17 protein-coding genes and 3 pseudogenes are annotated in these 16781 nt (G+C 52.8%); 13 read left to right on the top strand and 7 right to left on the bottom strand.

All coding sequences use genetic code 11. The annotated features are described in order from the left end of the window. Nucleotides 1-83: 83 nt before the first annotated feature. The 5 genes from plsX to lptE all read left to right on the top strand — a co-directional run bounded on the left by plsX (nt 84) and on the right by lptE (nt 4964). Nucleotides 84-1163: a phosphate acyltransferase PlsX gene (plsX, locus tag IE065_RS11055; RefSeq protein WP_189514989.1), complete on the top strand. Its 1080-nt coding sequence runs from the start codon at nt 84-86 to the stop codon at nt 1161-1163. A 92-nt stretch (nt 1164-1255) separates the two neighbouring features. Then, nucleotides 1256-1963 carry a DUF3047 domain-containing protein gene (locus IE065_RS11060; RefSeq protein WP_189514991.1) on the top strand — a complete coding sequence of 236 codons (708 nt, stop codon included), beginning with the start codon at nt 1256-1258 and terminating at the stop codon, nt 1961-1963. 2 nt (nt 1964-1965) lie between these two features. After that, nucleotides 1966-2961 carry a beta-ketoacyl-ACP synthase III gene (locus IE065_RS11065; RefSeq protein ID WP_189514993.1) on the top strand — a complete coding sequence of 332 codons (996 nt, stop codon included), beginning with the start codon at nt 1966-1968 and terminating at the stop codon, nt 2959-2961. Nucleotides 2962-3060: 99 nt separating this feature from the next. Next, nucleotides 3061-4440, top strand: a complete 1380-nt coding sequence (locus tag IE065_RS11070) for a tetratricopeptide repeat protein (protein WP_189514995.1) — start codon at nt 3061-3063, stop codon at nt 4438-4440. After that, nucleotides 4440-4964, top strand: a complete 525-nt coding sequence (gene lptE / locus IE065_RS11075) for an LPS assembly lipoprotein LptE (RefSeq protein ID WP_189514997.1) — start codon at nt 4440-4442, stop codon at nt 4962-4964. Before IE065_RS11070 ends, lptE begins: the two co-directional genes overlap by 1 nt. A 191-nt stretch (nt 4965-5155) precedes the next feature. Here the strand turns inward: lptE and IE065_RS11080 are convergent, their stop codons facing one another. After that, on the bottom strand, nt 5156-5533 hold the full coding sequence (locus tag IE065_RS11080) for an ArsR/SmtB family transcription factor (protein WP_189514999.1): 378 nt from the start codon (nt 5531-5533) through the stop codon (nt 5156-5158). 153 nt (nt 5534-5686) lie between these two features. On the opposite strand from IE065_RS11080, the gene IE065_RS11085 reads away from it, so the two are divergent. The 3 genes from IE065_RS11085 to IE065_RS11095 are packed head-to-tail and all read left to right on the top strand — an operon-like array spanning nt 5687 to nt 8714. Beyond that, entirely contained in the window at nt 5687-6064 is a 378-nt protein-coding gene (locus IE065_RS11085; protein ID WP_189515001.1) for a DUF3302 domain-containing protein, read from the top strand. Between the two features lie 17 nt (nt 6065-6081). Continuing rightward, on the top strand, nt 6082-7212 hold the full coding sequence (locus tag IE065_RS11090) for an HlyD family secretion protein (protein ID WP_189515003.1): 1131 nt from the start codon (nt 6082-6084) through the stop codon (nt 7210-7212). Nucleotides 7213-7220: 8 nt separating this feature from the next. Continuing rightward, nucleotides 7221-8714, top strand: a complete 1494-nt coding sequence (locus IE065_RS11095) for an efflux transporter outer membrane subunit (RefSeq protein ID WP_189515005.1) — start codon at nt 7221-7223, stop codon at nt 8712-8714. A gap of 32 nt (nt 8715-8746) precedes the next feature. Here the strand turns inward: IE065_RS11095 and IE065_RS11100 are convergent, their stop codons facing one another. Further along, nucleotides 8747-9568 carry a helix-turn-helix domain-containing protein gene (locus tag IE065_RS11100; RefSeq protein ID WP_189515006.1) on the bottom strand — a complete coding sequence of 274 codons (822 nt, stop codon included), beginning with the start codon at nt 9566-9568 and terminating at the stop codon, nt 8747-8749. Nucleotides 9569-9641: 73 nt separating this feature from the next. Between IE065_RS11100 and IE065_RS11105 the strand changes: the two genes are divergently transcribed. Next, on the top strand, nt 9642-11657 hold the full coding sequence (locus IE065_RS11105) for an aldo/keto reductase (protein WP_189515008.1): 2016 nt from the start codon (nt 9642-9644) through the stop codon (nt 11655-11657). Between the two features lie 240 nt (nt 11658-11897). Here IE065_RS11105 and IE065_RS11110 read toward each other — a convergent pair whose 3' ends face one another. Next, nucleotides 11898-12038 (bottom strand): hypothetical protein, encoded by a 141-nt coding sequence (locus IE065_RS11110; RefSeq protein ID WP_189515010.1) that lies wholly within the window; start codon nt 12036-12038, stop codon nt 11898-11900. A gap of 483 nt (nt 12039-12521) precedes the next feature. Here IE065_RS11110 and IE065_RS18025 point away from each other — a divergent pair. Both IE065_RS18025 and IE065_RS18030 read left to right on the top strand, forming a co-directional pair. Further along, nucleotides 12522-12677 (top strand): annotated as a pseudogene (locus tag IE065_RS18025) (transposase); the annotation flags it as partial. A gap of 63 nt (nt 12678-12740) precedes the next feature. Next, nucleotides 12741-12884: pseudogene (locus IE065_RS18030) on the top strand (integrase core domain-containing protein); the annotation flags it as partial. Between the two features lie 315 nt (nt 12885-13199). Here the strand turns inward: IE065_RS18030 and IE065_RS11120 are convergent. The 4 genes from IE065_RS11120 to IE065_RS18380 form a co-directional block, all read right to left on the bottom strand. Beyond that, entirely contained in the window at nt 13200-13358 is a 159-nt protein-coding gene (locus IE065_RS11120) for a hypothetical protein (RefSeq protein WP_189515014.1), read from the bottom strand. A gap of 19 nt (nt 13359-13377) precedes the next feature. Continuing rightward, nucleotides 13378-13626, bottom strand: a complete 249-nt coding sequence (locus tag IE065_RS11125) for an SGNH/GDSL hydrolase family protein (protein WP_338076156.1) — start codon at nt 13624-13626, stop codon at nt 13378-13380. An 87-nt stretch (nt 13627-13713) separates the two neighbouring features. Then, entirely contained in the window at nt 13714-13977 is a 264-nt protein-coding gene (locus IE065_RS11130) for a hypothetical protein (protein WP_189515016.1), read from the bottom strand. Further along, nucleotides 13922-14122: a hypothetical protein gene (locus tag IE065_RS18380; protein ID WP_378079945.1), complete on the bottom strand. Its 201-nt coding sequence runs from the start codon at nt 14120-14122 to the stop codon at nt 13922-13924. The genes IE065_RS11130 and IE065_RS18380 overlap by 56 nt, the downstream gene beginning before the upstream one ends. 287 nt (nt 14123-14409) lie before the next feature. On the opposite strand from IE065_RS18380, the gene IE065_RS11140 reads away from it, so the two are divergent. Both IE065_RS11140 and IE065_RS18385 read left to right on the top strand, forming a co-directional pair. After that, nucleotides 14410-15999, top strand: a complete 1590-nt coding sequence (locus tag IE065_RS11140; protein WP_189515020.1) for an arylsulfatase — start codon at nt 14410-14412, stop codon at nt 15997-15999. A gap of 684 nt (nt 16000-16683) precedes the next feature. Next, nucleotides 16684-16781: pseudogene (locus IE065_RS18385) on the top strand (IS30 family transposase); the annotation flags it as partial.

The raw sequence follows: 16781 nt of genomic DNA on the forward strand, positions 1-16781 counted from the left end.
CCCCGCTGTGCTATTAGCAAAGATGAAGATGATTTGAATCGCTGCTTGACCCCAGAGCAGGAGGGACTAAGCCTCTTGCGCCGATGAGCAGCCGTTCCGCCAGCGACTATCCGATTGCCGTTGACGCCATGGGTGGAGACCTAGGCCCGGCGGAGGTTGTCGCGGCGGCGCATCTCGCACTCAAGGAGGTCAAAGGTCTCAATGAACTGATTCTTGTTGGCGATGAAGGCCAGCTCGGGCCGCTACTCAAGGGTTGTGGGCTGGATACGGATTCTCGTGTGCGCATTTGCCATGCCCCCGAGGTCATCGGGATGAAGGAGAAGCCCAAGGAGAGTTATAAAAAGAAGGACTCGTCGATGATCACCGCGCTCAAGCTGGTGGCTGATGGCGAGGCTGGCGCGGTCGTCAGTTGTGGTAACACTGGGAGCCTGATGTTTTCTGCGACTCTTATGTTGCGCAAGCTGCCCGGAGTCGAGCGCCCGGCCTTGGCGACTATTATTCCGAGTCGTGACCACCATTTTCTGTTGATCGATGCTGGTGCCCAGCCAGAGACATCACCTAAGCAACTGGCGCACAACGCAATCCTCGGCTCCGCCTATTATGCTGCGGCCATCGGCAAGGAGCGCCCACGGGTAGGCCTGTTGACCATTGGGACCGAGGAAGGCAAGGGCACGAAGCGGATCACTGAAACCCACGATTTTCTGAAGGCTCTCGGCGAAGCAGGCATCATCAATTACCTTGGCCCGATCGAAGGTTTTGATACATTTAAGAATGTTGCGGATGTTGTTGTATGCGATGGGTTTACGGGAAACATCCTCCTCAAGACGCTGGAGTCCTGCTACGGCTCGCTCAAGGAAACGCTCAAGGACGAGCTAATGGCGACGCCGATGCGCAAGTTAGGCACTTTCCTAGCTCAGGGTGCTTTCAAGGCCATGAAGAAGACATTCTCGCCCGATAATTACTCTGGCGCGCCTCTACTGGGACTCAATCACTTGGTGCTGAAGACTCACGGCTCAAGCGACCGCTACTTCATCCGCAGTGCAATCCGTATTGGGCTGGAGACGCTTCGCCACGACATGGACGAGCAGGTGCAAAAAGACATTGAAAAAGGCAATGGTATCATGAAAGCTCCCGCGATGGCTTCCGTTTCGGCGGAGAACTAACCTTGGCAAATTACGCCTGCCCAACCCCGGCACTGGCGAGCTCCGAAATAGACGCACAATCCAGAATGATAACGAATTATTGGCTGCCCCGCATGGCGACGCTGGTCCTCGGGGCCGGTTTCCTTTTATCCTCCGTATATGGAGATCCGCCGGTGATTCCGACTTCCGCGCCTTTTATCGTCGAGCAATTCAATGAGCTGGAGAACTGGGAGCCGCTGGACTTCCCATTGCAGAGTAATAGTGAATACAGCATTACGCCCGAGGGCTATTTGCGTGCGGAGGCCAATGACTCTGTGTCCGCTATCATCTTGGCCAAGCGTTTTCAACCCGCCGCCACTCCGTGGCTCACTTGGCGCTGGAATGTGGAGAACACTTTCGTCAAGGGCGACGCCCAGAGCAAATCTGGCGACGATTTCCCCATGCGTGTGAGCGTTTGTTTTAAATTTGACCCGAAGAAGGTGTCGGACAACGAACGCCGCTGGTTTAAGATGCAAAAGCTGGTTTGGGGCGATTACCCGCCCTACCGCGTGCTGCACTATGTTTACGCGAACCGGGTGGACCTGCCCGAGCGCTATTTGCCCTGTCCCTACTCTGAGCGCGCCCGTATCATCGTCCAGCGTTCGGGTGTTGATGGCCTCAAGCAATGGCACGAGGAGAAAGTTAACATAATGAACGATTTTCGTGCCGCTTTTGGCGAAGAACCGCCTAAAGACGCTGTGATCAGTATCATGGCAGATGGCGATAACACCCACGAATCCTCCACGGCGTTTCTGGATTGGATTGAAATTTCGTCGCAATAATCATGTCTGCCACATCGGTTCTCATTTCCGGCCTGGGCGCCTGCATCCCTGATAAAATCGTAACCAACGACGAGATCGCTGAGTTGGTGGACACATCGGACGAGTGGATTCGCTCTCGCTCCGGCATTGCCGAGCGGCGCGTGGCGGGCGAAGGCGAAACAGCCTCCAGCTTGGGCGCTTGTGCTGCCAGAAAAGCTTTGGCTGACGCCGGCGTTAGCCGAGACGAAGTCGACCTGATCATCGTTGGTACGATGAGCCCTGACATGCCTTTCCCGTCCACCGCATGCTTGATTCAGGCTGAACTGGGGCTGAAACCAATTGCCGCATTTGATGTGGTGGCGGCTTGCTCGGGTTTTCTATATATTCTCGAAGTCGGCCTTCAGATGATGCGTTCGGGGAATTACCGCCACGCGCTGATCATTGGTGCGGAAAAGATGTCGAGTATCCTAGATTGGCAGGACCGCTCGACTTGCGTGCTTTTTGGCGACGGTGCAGGGGCCGCATTGCTTACCCGTTCGGATTTGCCTGACTGCGGCGTGGGGAAGGTCATCATTCGCGCCGACGGTTCTAAGATGGATTTGTTGAATATGCCTGCGGGTGGTTCGCAACTGCCAGCTTCCGTTGACACGGTAAACACGCGCCAGCACTTCCTGAAGATGAACGGCAAGGAAATCTTCAAACACGCCGTGCGCGAAATGGGCGATATCACCTTGGAAGTTATTGAGAAGAATGGCCTGAAGCCGGAGGACATCAAGTGCTTCATCCCGCATCAGGCCAATATTCGCATCATTGAATCCATCTCTAAGCGCTTGGGCGTGTCGATGGACCGCTTTTACGTCAATATCGACCGCTACGGCAACACGTCCGCTGCGTCGGTGCCGATTGCCATGTGGGAGGCGCGTCAGCGCGGCCGCTTTGGCCCGGGCGACACCATTTTATTAACCGCCTTTGGGGCGGGACTCACCTGGGGCGGGGCGGTCATTCGCTGGCCGAAATAACGCATTACAGACTCAATTGAATCATTGATCGAAGGATCTGCAACGGAATCGGCTTGCTAGAGCCCGCCGAGGCCTCTTTACATTGAAATCGTGGCAGCTATGAAACACTACAAGTTCGCGAGTGGCGCATTAGCGCTGTCGATATTGATCTGCGCAAGCGCGCAGGCAAAACTGGTTTGGACATCCGAAGAAGGTTGGCATGCCGAAGGCGGCGTGACGCAGGCTATTCTGGGCGATGAACTCACCAGCGGGGGCAGCGAAGGTTCAGCCTTGCACTTGATGAACGAGGCGCGGCGCGAACAGGAAGATGGTAGTCTTGGCGATGCGTTGGGCACCTACGATGACGTTATTGACGACTATCCGAACTCCGTTTATGCGCCTGAAGCTCATTATCAGCGCGGAGTCATTTACACCAAGAGAAGCCAGTTCAACAAGGCTCGGGATGAGTTCGACGAGATTCTTAGGCTCTATCCTAACTACGATAATTTCAACGCCGTGATCGAAGGCATGTATAACCTTGCCGAGCGCATTCAGGATGGCGACTTGCCTTATCTCTGGGGCTTCATGCCTTGGTTCACTGATCCTGCTGTGGGCATCGAGCTATACGAAACCATTGTGGAGAATGCGCCCTTTAGCGAGTACGCCCCCTTGGCCCTCATGAATATCGCCTTGATGGCGCGTGACGATGACAAGCCCGAGGAGGCCATCGACGCCTTGGACCGCTTGATTAATAATTACCCGCAGAGCCTTTTGGCACCAGATGCCTATCTCCAGCTTGCCGACGTTTATGCTTCACTGGTGCAAGGCGCTTCTTGGGACCAAGGTGCCACCCGCGAAGCAGTCAGCTTTTATCAGGACTACCTGATCCTTTACCCGGACACACGTGGCTCCTATGAGGCCGAAGCTGGTCTCTACTACATGCGTGAGACGCTGGCCGAGAGTAAGTTCGAAGTGGGTGAGTTCTATTGGAAATTTCGTAATAATCCACGAGCCGCCCGCGTGATGTACAGCGAAGCGATCACCGTGGCACCGCAGTCAGCCATTGCTAAAGATGCAGAAGCCATGATTGCCAAAATTGATTCCGGCGTTGAGCCGCCAATGAATCCGGCAGACTGGGTTTTTGGCCGCTACCAACGCCCAAGCTACAACGCTTACGAAGACCAATCGAAGATCGATGCGCTTGATGATCAGGCTTTCCAAATCGAGCAATCCGAGGCTTTCTTGGAAACTCCTGGCTCTGAGGCGCTGGAAGAAGTCTCTGGTGACGATGTCAAGGAATACGAAGGTGTGGGCATGCCCATGCAGGATTATTTAGTCGATCCGGACACTGGTGCGTTGATTCCTGGCCCCGCCGTCCCGCTGAACCCAGACAACATGATTCCTTATAATCCGCCTGGCCCAAACACCAAGGAGCAAAAGGAAGTTGATCAGTTCCAGCAGGAGCAGTCACAAAACCAAAACGTTCCTTCTGGCGGTTAATGAATTACCCGCGCCCAATCATGCGCCTGATTTTACTCTTTCCTGCCCTCATGGGCTTATTACTTGCCGCTGGTTGTGCGAACTACCAGATGGGTGATCACGTTGAGGTGCCTTTCAAGACCGTTTACGTGAAGCCAGTGATCAACCGCTCCTTCGCGCCACAGGCCGAAGTCATCTTAGCCAACCAACTGATTGAAGACCTGAACCGCAGTGGTCAGGTTAAAACGGCTGATCCAGGTGCGGACGTCACGCTTAACATCGTCCTTTCGGACTACCAGCGGGGCGTGAGCGCCACTCGACCGCAGGACACTCAGCAGGCGCGGGCATTCACCCTGACGCTAACTGCGACCGTGACACTGATCAATAACAAGACCGGCGAGGTCTACATTGAACAGAGGAACATCACGGCGCAGCAACAGGCCTTTACCGAGGGTGGCTTCATTCAGTCTGAGTATCAGGCAATGCCGATCCTTACCCGCAAGCTCGCGGAAATGATCTCCAGCCAAGTGTTGGGAGCCTGGTAGAAAATGCCTCGTTCCAAAGAATCCTTATAGCCCTCGGGAAGGCGTTCAGTCGCACTTAATAGGGTTTTTAACCACAGGCGTGGCAAAGTGCTTGAGCCCCCAAGGGGCCTTCGGTTCCAGTACTGATGAGAGGGGCGATGTTCTCCATAATGAAAAAAAAGGGGGGGGCGAGGTCGGTTTCAGTAGATGAATTACTGGCAGCCTTGATCGCAGATCGCTTCGGCGCAGCCCGGGGTTTCCGCCTTGATGCGTTCGGATAGGGCGGCGCGTTGGCGCAAGTCTTTGGCAAATGATGTGTCTTCGGCATAGCAATCCTGCAGGCACTTGAGGTTTTCTCGGAGTAATGGGTGCTTGGCGTCGGTCAGGCTGTAAATCATCCACTGGGCAAAACGTTCTCCTTCTACCATGCCGAGTTCCTTCATGTAGCGCAGTTGCTTGGAAATCTTGACTTGGTCGGACTCTAGTATCTCCACTAAGTGGCAGACGCAAAGCGGGCCATGCTGAAGTAAATTAAGGATGCGCAGACGCTGTACGTCGCAAAGACACTTATAAACCTGAATTATTTCCATGATATGCATATTCATATATTGGCATATGCCGTCAATACAATTATTGCTGGTTGGTCTGGCGGATTCGTCGATGGTATAAAAGTATTGGCAAACAGCTGAAATTATCCAGTTGTCGAGAAGCTACATTTGCTAACGCTGCCATTTACTAATGCTATGTCTAAACTCGATATCATCTCGCTTTGCTTGATTTTCTTTGCGGTCCTTACGATTGTGCTGGGGATTGTTAAAATCCACTGCTACCCAGGAACCATTGCAAAGCAGCGAAATCATCCGCAGGCAAAGGCGATTGAGGTCACATCATTACTTGGTCTGATTGCCTTTCCGTTATGGATGTTCGCGTTAATTTGGGCGTATTCCAACGCTGTGATTGGTAAAGTTTATCGTGAAGATGGGCCGGAAGTGGAAACGCCCCCCAAGCCGTTGCCTGAGTTTTTGGAAAAGCATCGGAAGCACCCACATCAGAGCGCGGCCAAAGAAAAATCGTCCGCGGCTCGGAAGAAGTCCGAATCTGACAATAAACCAGCCAAGTAGCTCCAAAGTAAAACATCATGGAACTATTGGTCACAATCGCCTATTATTTCTTTATTCGTCTGATATTTTTCGATTACAAGTTGCTCCGTTTCAATTTGTTCTGGAAGTTTATCGTCATTGGTCTGTATTGCATGGCCGCGCTTACAGAAATCCTCTTTTTGGGGCAATTCACACCATACAGTAAGTTTGCGTTTGTGCAGTCTTACGTCGTTCAGATGGCACCGGAATACGGTGGCATGGTGGAAGAGGTCTATGTGCACGCCAATGAGAATGTTAAAAAGGGTGATCCTCTTTTTAAAATGAACCCTGAGTCACTGCAGGACAAGGTGAAGGAGTATGAGGCGCAGCTCGTGCTGGCTAAAACGACAGTAGCATCACTCGAGGCGCAAGTGGCCGAGGCCCAGGCTCGCGTGGGCCAAGCGCAGGCGCAATTGGCCTTGAGCAAGGTGAAGTTGGCTGAACTGTCGAAGGCCAAGCAGAAAAACGCAGTTTCCACGATCCGTATCCAGCAGGAAGAACAGAATGTCAAAAATGCTGAGGCTCAGCTTGCCGTTGATCAGGCTGAGTTGCATGTCGCTGAAGTCACTTATGATGCCATGCTCGACGATCAGCACGCTCAAGTTGCCGAGATTGAGGCACAGTTGGCCACCGCGAAATATAATTTGAAGCATACGGTTATTCGCGCGCCTTCGGATGGCTATGTGCCCAATATGCAGCTCTATCCTGGCGCATTTACCCGGATCAAGCAGCCGATCATGCCTTTCGTTAACAGCGAGGAACATTGGATCGTTGGTAACTTCGATCAGCGTGGTATGCAGCATGTGCAGGTAGGGGACAAGGCAGAGGTCGCCTTTGAAATGTATCCTGGCCAAGTCTTTGAGGCGGAGGTAGTTAGCATTGCGTGGGCCTCAGCTGGTGCGCAGGGCATACCAAGCGGACAGTTGCCCAACGAGTGGATGAATCACCCGTCATTACAGTTCGCTATGCGACTTAAGTTGACGGAGGAAAATCCAAAGTATCCAATGCATTTTGGTGCCTCAGCGCTGATCGCGGTTTATACTAAAGATACCTCGGATGTACTGATTTTGATCCGGCAGTTAGAAATCCGCTCTGAGAGCTTCCTGAACTACTTGTTCAATCCATTTTGAGTGAGCTAATGTCATTCAGGGTTCAAGCGATTCGTCGATTACCGGCCGCCACGACACTACTCGTTTTGGCTTTGTTGGTTGGTTGTACGGTTGGCCCCGATTACGAAAAGCCATCGATCAGCACGCCTGACGCCTGGCACTCCGTTATTGCCAATGAGGTGGAAGGTGAAGCGCCTGCGCCGCTGCAAACGTGGTGGACCATTTTTAATGACCCAGTACTCAATGAACTGATCGAGGAAGCCAGAGAGTCGAACTTAAATTTGGAAATGGCCCTCGTCAATGTACGTGAGGCCAGAGCCAAATTGGCCATGAAAGGTGGCGCTGAATTGCCCGAGGTGGGACTTTCGGCAAATGTCTCGCGCACCAAGGTCAGCGACAACGGTATCCTGAGCCAAGTCGCTCCGGCGGGTGGCTTCAGTAGTCAGGGCTTGTTTGTTTTCGGCCTTGATGCAGCGTGGGAAATCGACGTCTTCGGGCGTATTACACGTGAGGTAGAGGCCGAGGGCGCGCGTTATGAGGCTTCCATCGAAGACTACCGAGATGTCCTGGTTACCCTCTATGCTGAGGTTGCGCTGACCTATATTGAAATTCGCTCGTATCAGGAGCACATTGCCAACGCCCAGGCCAACATCAAGGTGCAGATGGATTCACTCGATCTCACAGAGGAACGCTTTAATGACGGCCTTACATCCGAGTTGGATATCGTGCAGGCAAAGTCCAATCTCTACACCACCGAGGCGGCCATCCCGCAGTTTCGCATTCGTCTCAATGCAGCATATAACCGGCTGGCTGTTCTTTGTGGGCAGGATGCATCGACCTTACGCAGCAGAATAAATGCATCGAGCACATTGCCATTGCCCGACATGGAAATTGAAGCGGGATTGCCCGCAGATCTCTTGCGGCAACGCCCAGACATACGCCGAGCCGAACGGGAAATCGCCGCTGCCACTGCAATGATTGGTGCTGCCACTGCTGAGCTCTATCCGCGATTCGCCATCCAGGGGTCCATTGGCTTGGATTCACGCTCCATCGGCACACAGTTTGATGCAACTAGTTTAGCTTGGACGCTTGCCGCGCCAATGCACTGGAATGTGTTTACTGCTGGTCGCGTGCAAGATAACATCGATATCAAATCGGAACAGCAGCAGAAGGCCATGCTGGAGTATCGGTTGTCGGTGTTGCAGGCCATTGAAGAGGTGGAAAACGCGCTGGTTTCATACAACGAAAGTCGCATTCGCCTTGGCCACCTGAAACAGGCCGTCAAAGCAACTGAGACAGCGGTAGAACTCGTGACGGTTCAGTATGATAGCGGATTGACGGACTTTAACAACGTCCTCGATATGCAGCGTGCGCTCTACGAACAGCAGAATAAGATGGTGAGTAGTTCGACGGAAGCAACTCGCAGCATCATTGCCCTCTACAAGGCGCTTGGTGGTGGTTGGATGACGCTTGATGGGAAGGTGATAGCATCGGCAAACCCCGTGGTGTCCTCCCCCCAATAATAGGCTGAAGCAATTTATCCGCACAACGTTATCTAGACCATGAGTGCGCGCTTGCGGCTTTCACGGGGAGTGCAGCCTTGCACGTTACGAAAGACTTTGGAGAAGTAACTGGCGCTGCCGTAGCCCACGCGCTCAGCAATGTCGGAAATAGAATCACTAGTGGCGGCGAGGCGTTGCCGTGCCATCTCGATACGGTGCTGCTCTAGGTAGCGCATTGGCGTGATACCGACCTCTTGAGGGAATAAGTGGGCTAGACGCGACGGTGAGATGCCAACGGCGACGGCGATTGACTCCAGCGTCAATGGTTCCCGGTAGCGTTCACAAATAAACGCCATAGACCGCTGGATGCGCGTATCGAAGCGTTGCGAGCCGGAATTGGGGTTGGCGGAGTCGCACCAGAGAAGCAGTTGCTCAAGCAGAGACATTGCCAGTGGTTCGCGTTGGGGGAGGGGACCATGGAAGACCTTTACCAAGTCATCAAAGCAGGATTTTACATGATTTGAGGTGTCGAGAGCAAGGTGATCGAGCATGACCACGCCGGCGTCGATTGGGGGCCAGTCCAGCCAATTAAGCCAATCAGAACGAGGTTGAAAGGAAACCCAGTTATGGCTCCATATCCCCGCCTCATTATTGTTTTCATAGGTTTGTCGAGTGCCCGGTAAATAGAGGAAAAGGCTATGCTGTCTTGCCTTAACGATGCCATTGGTAACATAGAGGTCTGCCTCACCGCCTGATGTGTACTCCAGTAGCCAAGAGGGAAATCCGTGTGGACGGCGGACTCGGTTGGGCGAATGTCGATCGTGCTGAGCACGACCGGCAGAAATAATTCTTGGGCTGTTAATCAAATTTGGCATGTAGCAAGATTTTGCTAGAAATTGACCAGACTGCCTCTTGTTTTCAATCCTATTTTCGGTTAGTATGTTGGGCATGAACACACTTGCCTCCCCCCCCCCCTCAACAAAAATTTCCAACTGGGGTGTGATCGGCCCCGGCCGCATTGCCCACAAGTTCGCCAAGGGACTTGCTGAAACCGATGGCGTGCTCTACGCCGCTGCTAGCCGCGATGTTTCCCGCGCCCAAGCATTTCTCGATGAATACGGCGGCGGTCAGGCCTATAGTGATTATCAGGCGATGCTGGACGACCCACAAGTGGACGCAGTCTACATTGCGACCCCGCACCCGTTGCATGCCCAATGGGCAATCAAGGCCGCGAAGGCTGGTAAGCATGTCCTTTGCGAAAAGCCAGCCACGCTCAACTATGGCGAAGCGATGGCGGTGGTTGATGCGGCTCAGATGTCAGGGGTGGCCTTTCTGGAGGCTTTCATGTACCGCTGTCATCCCTCGACGGCCAAGGTTTACGAGCTTGTCGCTAGCGGAGCAATTGGCCAAGTTCAGCGTATCCGAGCCTCGTTCGCATTCGATAGTGGAGAGGATTTTGAGGGCCGCCATCAGGCGAACTCGCTCGGTGGCGGGGGGATCCTTGACGTTGGTTGCTATCCGGTCTCGATGTGCCGCCTGCTGGCGGGCGCTGCGCACGGCAAGCGTTTCCTAGACCCTATCCAGCTCAAAGGCATGGGGCATCTCGATGCCACGACTGGCGTTGACACGTGGGCCAGCGCGATCATGAAATTTGAAGGCGACATTATTGGCGAGGCCTTTACCGGTGTGCGTGCTGGCGCAGAAAATGACGTGACGGTTTACGGAACAGGTGGAACTATCATTCTTCGAGACCCCTGGTTTTGCGGGGGTGAAATCATTCTTCATCGAAAAGGCAAAGATCCGGAAACCATCGACGCCAGCTCGTCGCGGCATCTTTATGCCTTTGAGGTAGAAGCACTCGTACAGATTGCCGCCAAAGGCGAAGCGCCAGGCTGTGCGATGACGATCGCAGACACGCTTGGGAATATGCGTACGCTGGACCAGTGGCGCGCAGAATTGGGCTTCCTCTACGACAGTGAAAAACCGACACCAAGCTTTCCATGCGTTCACGGTGGAGGGTTGGCACCACGCGGTCAACAGATCCCGTCGGAGACAATTCCGGGGCTGGATAAACCGGCTTCACGTTTGGTGATGGGCCATCCAGGACCCCGCCCATTCACGGAAGTTGCGCCGCTGTATGACGACTATTTTGAGCGCGGTGGAAATTGCTTTGATGACGGCGCCATTTACCGAGGTTGGGCGGTACGGCCAAGCTGTGCCGGTCAATGGATGGTGATGCGCGGCGTGCGGGAGCAATGCATTCTGTTGGATAAGGGGGCGCACTCACCCTATTGCTGGCCACAGGTCATGCTGCCAGAGCTGGACCGTATGCTGCATACTGCGGGCACGGGCTACATTGATGTCTACATGATGCATCGTGACAACTTGGAGGTGCCGGTTGGCGAATTTGTCGATGTGATGAATCGGATGGTTGCGAGTGGCCATGTGCGTGTTTACGGTATGTCGAACTGGACGCTGGAGCGGATGGATGAAGCCATCGCCTATGCAGAGCAAAACGGGCTTCGCCCCCCCGCGTGTTTATCCAATCAATTAAGCTTAGCGGAAATGGTTAATCCGGTGTGGGAAGGGACGGCTTCATGCTCTAATCCAGAGGATCAAGCGTGGCTGAAAGCGCGGGAAATGACATTGATTCCGTGGTCTAGTCAAGCAGCAGGATTCTTCACAGATCTAAGTGCGCCTGATAGACATGACATCCCGTTACTCGAGTATGGTTATTACAGTGAGGCCAACTTCGAACGCAAAAAACGCACCTATCAACTTGCCGCCGAGAAAAACGTGTTGCCCATTAATATAGCCTTGGCGTGGGTCTTGGCGCAGCCATTCCCAACCTTTCCAATCATTGGCCCTCGGAGCCTTACTGAGACAAGAACCGCTTTGGCTGGCCTGGAATTGAATCTAACTCCTCGAGAGCTGGATTGGCTAAATCTCAAAGCCGACAAGTAGATTCTATTCAGTCATTTCTATCCCAAAATGAACGCACCGTGTTGGAGTCTATCGCGGTGCGTTTTCAGCTTTTGTCGAATGCTCAGTATCTCGCTCTGGTTGAGTTGGTAGCGAACGATAAAGTAGAGTAAAGCTGCGCAAGGTAATTGGCAGTGTAATATCGAGCCATTTCATACGCTTGATGATATCCATGTCTTGCGTGTCAAGGGTAGCATCGAAACCTCTCATTTGGAGTATGAATCAGCGAATGCCCGCGCCAAGCGTAATGGCCATTTTAACAAAGCATGAGTAGAATGTGTTCAGTGAGCCTTCGCGCCGCGTGTGAGTCGACAGTTCGTCGTAATCGGCAACATCACCCTTCTGGATGGAAGAAACAGCCATACAGCGCCGATAGCTTCAGACTCAGATATGGCGGACACCAGGGCATCTCTGTGCGCAGGAAAACCAAGTTTAGCTTATGACCGAAAATCATCGCCAATGGCATGATGAGAACGATGGTTTTCTTATCCAGCCGTTCCCCGAGCCACATTCACAGAGAAATGCCGGAGATGCCGACTAGCATGATTCCGCGGATAGGTCACCGTAGAACAATATGTAGATGCTGACGTATTGTCCCAGTTTTTTGCTGATTGTATATAACATAATCATTAACGGCGAAATGCCAATGAGCAGCCATAGTGGTTTGCATCGGTAGAGGCCTTGATACTTTACCAAAGTTCTGCCCAATGCCCAGATGTAACGGCTGTTTCGTAATAGCGTTCCTTGACGAAAATTGAGGTAATGACCTGCTCCCCATAAACTGAGCCATGGTGGTGTTCGTATTTTCTCGTTAGCGCGGGATTAAACCACGAGGAATGAGCACAGATGAAAAAGAACGGTAAACGATTCCAAGAGGAACAGATAATCTATGCTTTGCGGCAAGTCGAAGGTGGTCGCAAGATCGCTGATGTGTACCGCGAGGTTGGTGTAAGCGAACAGAGCTTTCACCGCTGGAAGCGCCAGTATGCGGACCGGTCCATCAGGGCATCCAAAGTTGCCGATGCACTGGACCTGGCTGCCCGCACTGCCGGTGCGCTGCCACAGGCAATCACGGTAGACAATGGACCTGAGTTTGCTGGCAAGGTTCTCGACGCATGGGACTACGCCAATGAGGTGCAGCTCGACTTTATCCGACTAGGCAAGCCGACTGAGAATGGTTACATCGAGTCATTTAACGGCAAGCTTCGCGCCCAGCGAGCTGTGTCCAATAAAACAACCACCCAATCGAAACGGAAAAATCCTAGCACTGCCGTTGGCATGAAGATTGGGAGCGAGTCGAAACAGAAAATCTTCTCACTGACAATGGACCGATTTTATGGGGTCCAGTCATAACCTCACAACCTTCGTCGATGAACTACGGTTAAAATAGACACTGCCTTACTTCACAGAGCTTTGCTGGGATAATAAGCAATTTTTAGCATACCATCAAAAAACGCACTATCTATTTGTTTGTACGATTAATCGACTGAAAATGATTGATAGGGTATTGATGCAGGCCTGAAATCAACTAAGTAACTTGAGCAAGATAGGCAGTATCTTCTCAGCAGCACGACGGCCCATTACCTCATAGCACTCACCATTGGGGTGTAGGTTGTCCGGCAGCAAGTGCGCATCGTCTTCCGAGAAGAGATCACACCCTTCAAATAGAAAAAAGATATACATCGAAAAGTGACTTGAATACCTAAAACGCTGTGCGTAGTTCCTCACGGTAATTCTCCAAGGTCATACCGACGTGGTTGGGGTTTGTTTCGCGGTCGCAACTGTAGATCGGGGTGATCATACCGATGGGCGTATTTTGGTGTGTCTCGCGAACAAATACAATAAAACAAATCACATTATGCATTAAGGTGCGACTATTAAGCGAACCACTTCCGTAAACGTTGATGCCGAGCTTTAACGTGATGATATCCGCCTTGAGGTCGCGAATCATACGAGCAACCATCAGCTCGATTTGGCAGTTACCGCCGTATCCAAGGCAGGTCAGATTCAGATCAATCGTCCGCGCCGCCGTTGCTGGTCAAGCTCGATCTGGACTTAAGCAGGCGCGGCATTGTGTGATGGAACTGCCGTAGGTCAGCCAGCGCACACGCTCATCAGCCACGGGCTGTAGCGTAGCTCCATCCACAACGCGGATCGACTTGACATAGGTATAAGCGAAGACCGGCAACCAGATTTCGTAGGTGCGCGTCTCTCCTTTCAGTCCGCTAAAGCGAAAGACTTGGTCGTTACCCGTCGGGCCATTGGTCGCCAAAATCTCGTTGTCGCAAACCAAGTCGATCATGGGTAGTACATCCAATACACAACACACCTCCAACTCGATAACCGGGCTGTTCGTGGAAAAAGCGCAACCGCACGCCAGCCGTCCGGGCAGCTTTATCGGGTACGTGTTCGAATGGCTCAAAGAGCGCGAGTTCATCGTACGGCAAACGCCAGGGACGGATATAGTCCTCGCCCTTTTCAAAACTGATGGCGCCGTGGAAGTCGGATTCGTCGAGAGTGAGTATTTGAATGGTGATTTACTTGTAATTAGTTTTCCCCAGGTCAACTTCAATGCCAGCTAGCACGTATCATTGAGTATTATTTAACCATCCTTACGTTGACCGCTGACCACCATCATACCATGAAGGTGTGTATTGACCCAGTGCATTTGTGGTGTCTGAATCAAAGGCATTAATGTCGATCGACTAAACAAAATAACCGATTGGATTGTGTCATGGCCAAAACTTCTCCGAATTTCATCCTGATCCTCAATGACGATATGGGCTATTCCGATCTAGGCTGTTACGGCGGCGAAGTTCAGACGCCCAACTTGGATTCTCTGGCCAACAGCGGTTTGCGTTACACGCAATTTTACAACACCGCACGTTGCTGCCCTTCCCGCGCGTCTTTGCTGACGGGCCTACATCCGCATCAGGCCGACGTGGGACACATGATGGGTGATGACGATGTAGACGGCTACCTCGGCGACTTGAACCCACAGTCCGTCACAATCGCCGAAGCCCTTAAGCCCGCAGGTTACCGCAATTACATTTCGGGTAAATGGCATGTCACCCGTCACATCAAGAAAGACTCGCCTCGACACAACTGGCCACTGCAACGTGGGTTTGATGACTATTTTGGCATCGTGGGCGGTGCCGCAAATTTCTATCAACCCTCCACGCTGGTGCGTGGCAACGAACGAGTAGACCCATTCGACGAACCGGACGATTTTTTCTTTACCGACGCCATCAGCAAGCACGCGATCAAGCAGATTAACGAACACGCCGCCAACCATAGCGAGAAGCCCTTCTTCCAATACGTCGCCTACACCGCTCCGCACTGGCCACTGCATGCTCGCGAAGAAGATATAGCCAAATACAGGGGCCGCTTTGACGCCGGTTGGGACCATCTTCGTGATGAGCGCTTGCACCGCATGGTCGAGATGGGCATTATCGACGAGAGATGGGGCCTGACCGACCGTGACCCGGAGGTTCGTTCTTGGGAAGATCAGCCGCATAAGGACTGGGAAGCGCGCCGTATGGAAGTCTACGCCGCCCAAATTGACCGCATGGATCAGGGCATCGGCCGTATCATCCAAACCCTGAAGGACAACAATCAGTTTGAAAACACCGTCATCGTGTTCCTAGCCGACAACGGCGGCTGCGCTGAAGAAATTCAGGCCGATTCAAGCAATTGGCTAATAGGACGCAGCGCCACCGAGCTTACTCGCGATGGACGACCGGTGCGCTTTGGCAATATGCCAGACATCATTCCCGGTGCCGAAGATACATATAGCAGCTACGGCGTGCCGTGGGCAAATGTTTCCAATACTCCGTTCCGTCTATACAAGCACTGGGTACACGAGGGCGGCATCGCCACACCATTCATTGTCCATTGGCCGACGGGCATCGAAGCTCGTGGCGAGCTCCGTACTCAGTGCGCCCAACTCCCCGACGTCATGGCGACTTTCCTCGACATTGCAGAGGTAGACTATCCAACCGAGCGCATGGGCCAGTCGGTCAAACCTCTGGAAGGCTACACCATGACGCCAACGTTTAAAAATGACTGTCATGGCCGTGAAATCCTCTGCTGGGAACACGAAGGCAACAAGGCGCTCCGCCGAGGCAAATGGAAACTCGTCTGTCGTCATCCCGGGGACTGGGAACTGTTTGATATGGTCGTCGACCGCACTGAGATGCACAATCTAGCCGTCGAAAAGCCAGATCTTGTCGCTGAACTTTCCGCGCTCTACCAAGAGTGGGCCAACCGTGTCGGTGTCATGGAATGGGACGATCTCGTTGCTCTCCGCAAAGCTCGGGAATGACGACCCTATTCTTCTCATTATTTGCGTCGGAGGTTTGTGGCAGTGCCTTGTTGAAAGGTTTGATGTCAGTCGAGCGTATCAAAACCCTACACGTGTGTGCTGTTTAGGATTGCGCTGAATTTGGGTCGGGTTTTGATCAATCAAGTTGCTGCTCAACTTTTCACGTTCCGAGACTTCTGCAAAACTTCGGAAGACATCCCCAAACCCTCAAAAAGTGGCTGAGATCGGCTATCAGGCTATTCAGGTCAGTGGGCTTTGGCCCGATCAAAAACAGTGAGATCGTGCGCCTCTGCCAAGAAAATAGTCTCACGCTTTGTGCCACTCACGAGCCCAGTGACATTATCCGCAAGGAGCCGGAGAAGTCCTGCCAGAGACTCAAGGGACTTGGCTGCAAATACACCGCCTATTCCAGTCCGGTGGGCGTAGATTTCTTTAACGAAGAGTCCGTCAAAGAACTCATTGCCGATTTGAAGAACGCGGTGGAATTCTTGCGCTCAGGCGAGGCTACCATGCTTGATCGAATTTACAACGAAACCCCAATTCAGGCTGAGCTCGACACTTATGGGGTGGCAGCTGGCGGTTGTGACCCCGAGCGCTGGGTACATAAGGTGGCTGGTCGCACGCCACTCATCCATCTTAAGGATTTCAAGATGATCAAAGCGAAGGAGCATATCTTTTTCGCAATCGGCCATCAGCAAGGAGCTGATGGCGCAACGCCGGGCATCGTGGTTACCGCCCAAAGCAGGCTCAGCAGATGGCTGATTACCGGCAGTGGCGTAAAC

The organism is Cerasicoccus arenae, assembly GCF_014651635.1.
GTDB classification, from domain to species: Bacteria; Verrucomicrobiota; Verrucomicrobiia; order Opitutales; family Cerasicoccaceae; genus Cerasicoccus; species Cerasicoccus arenae.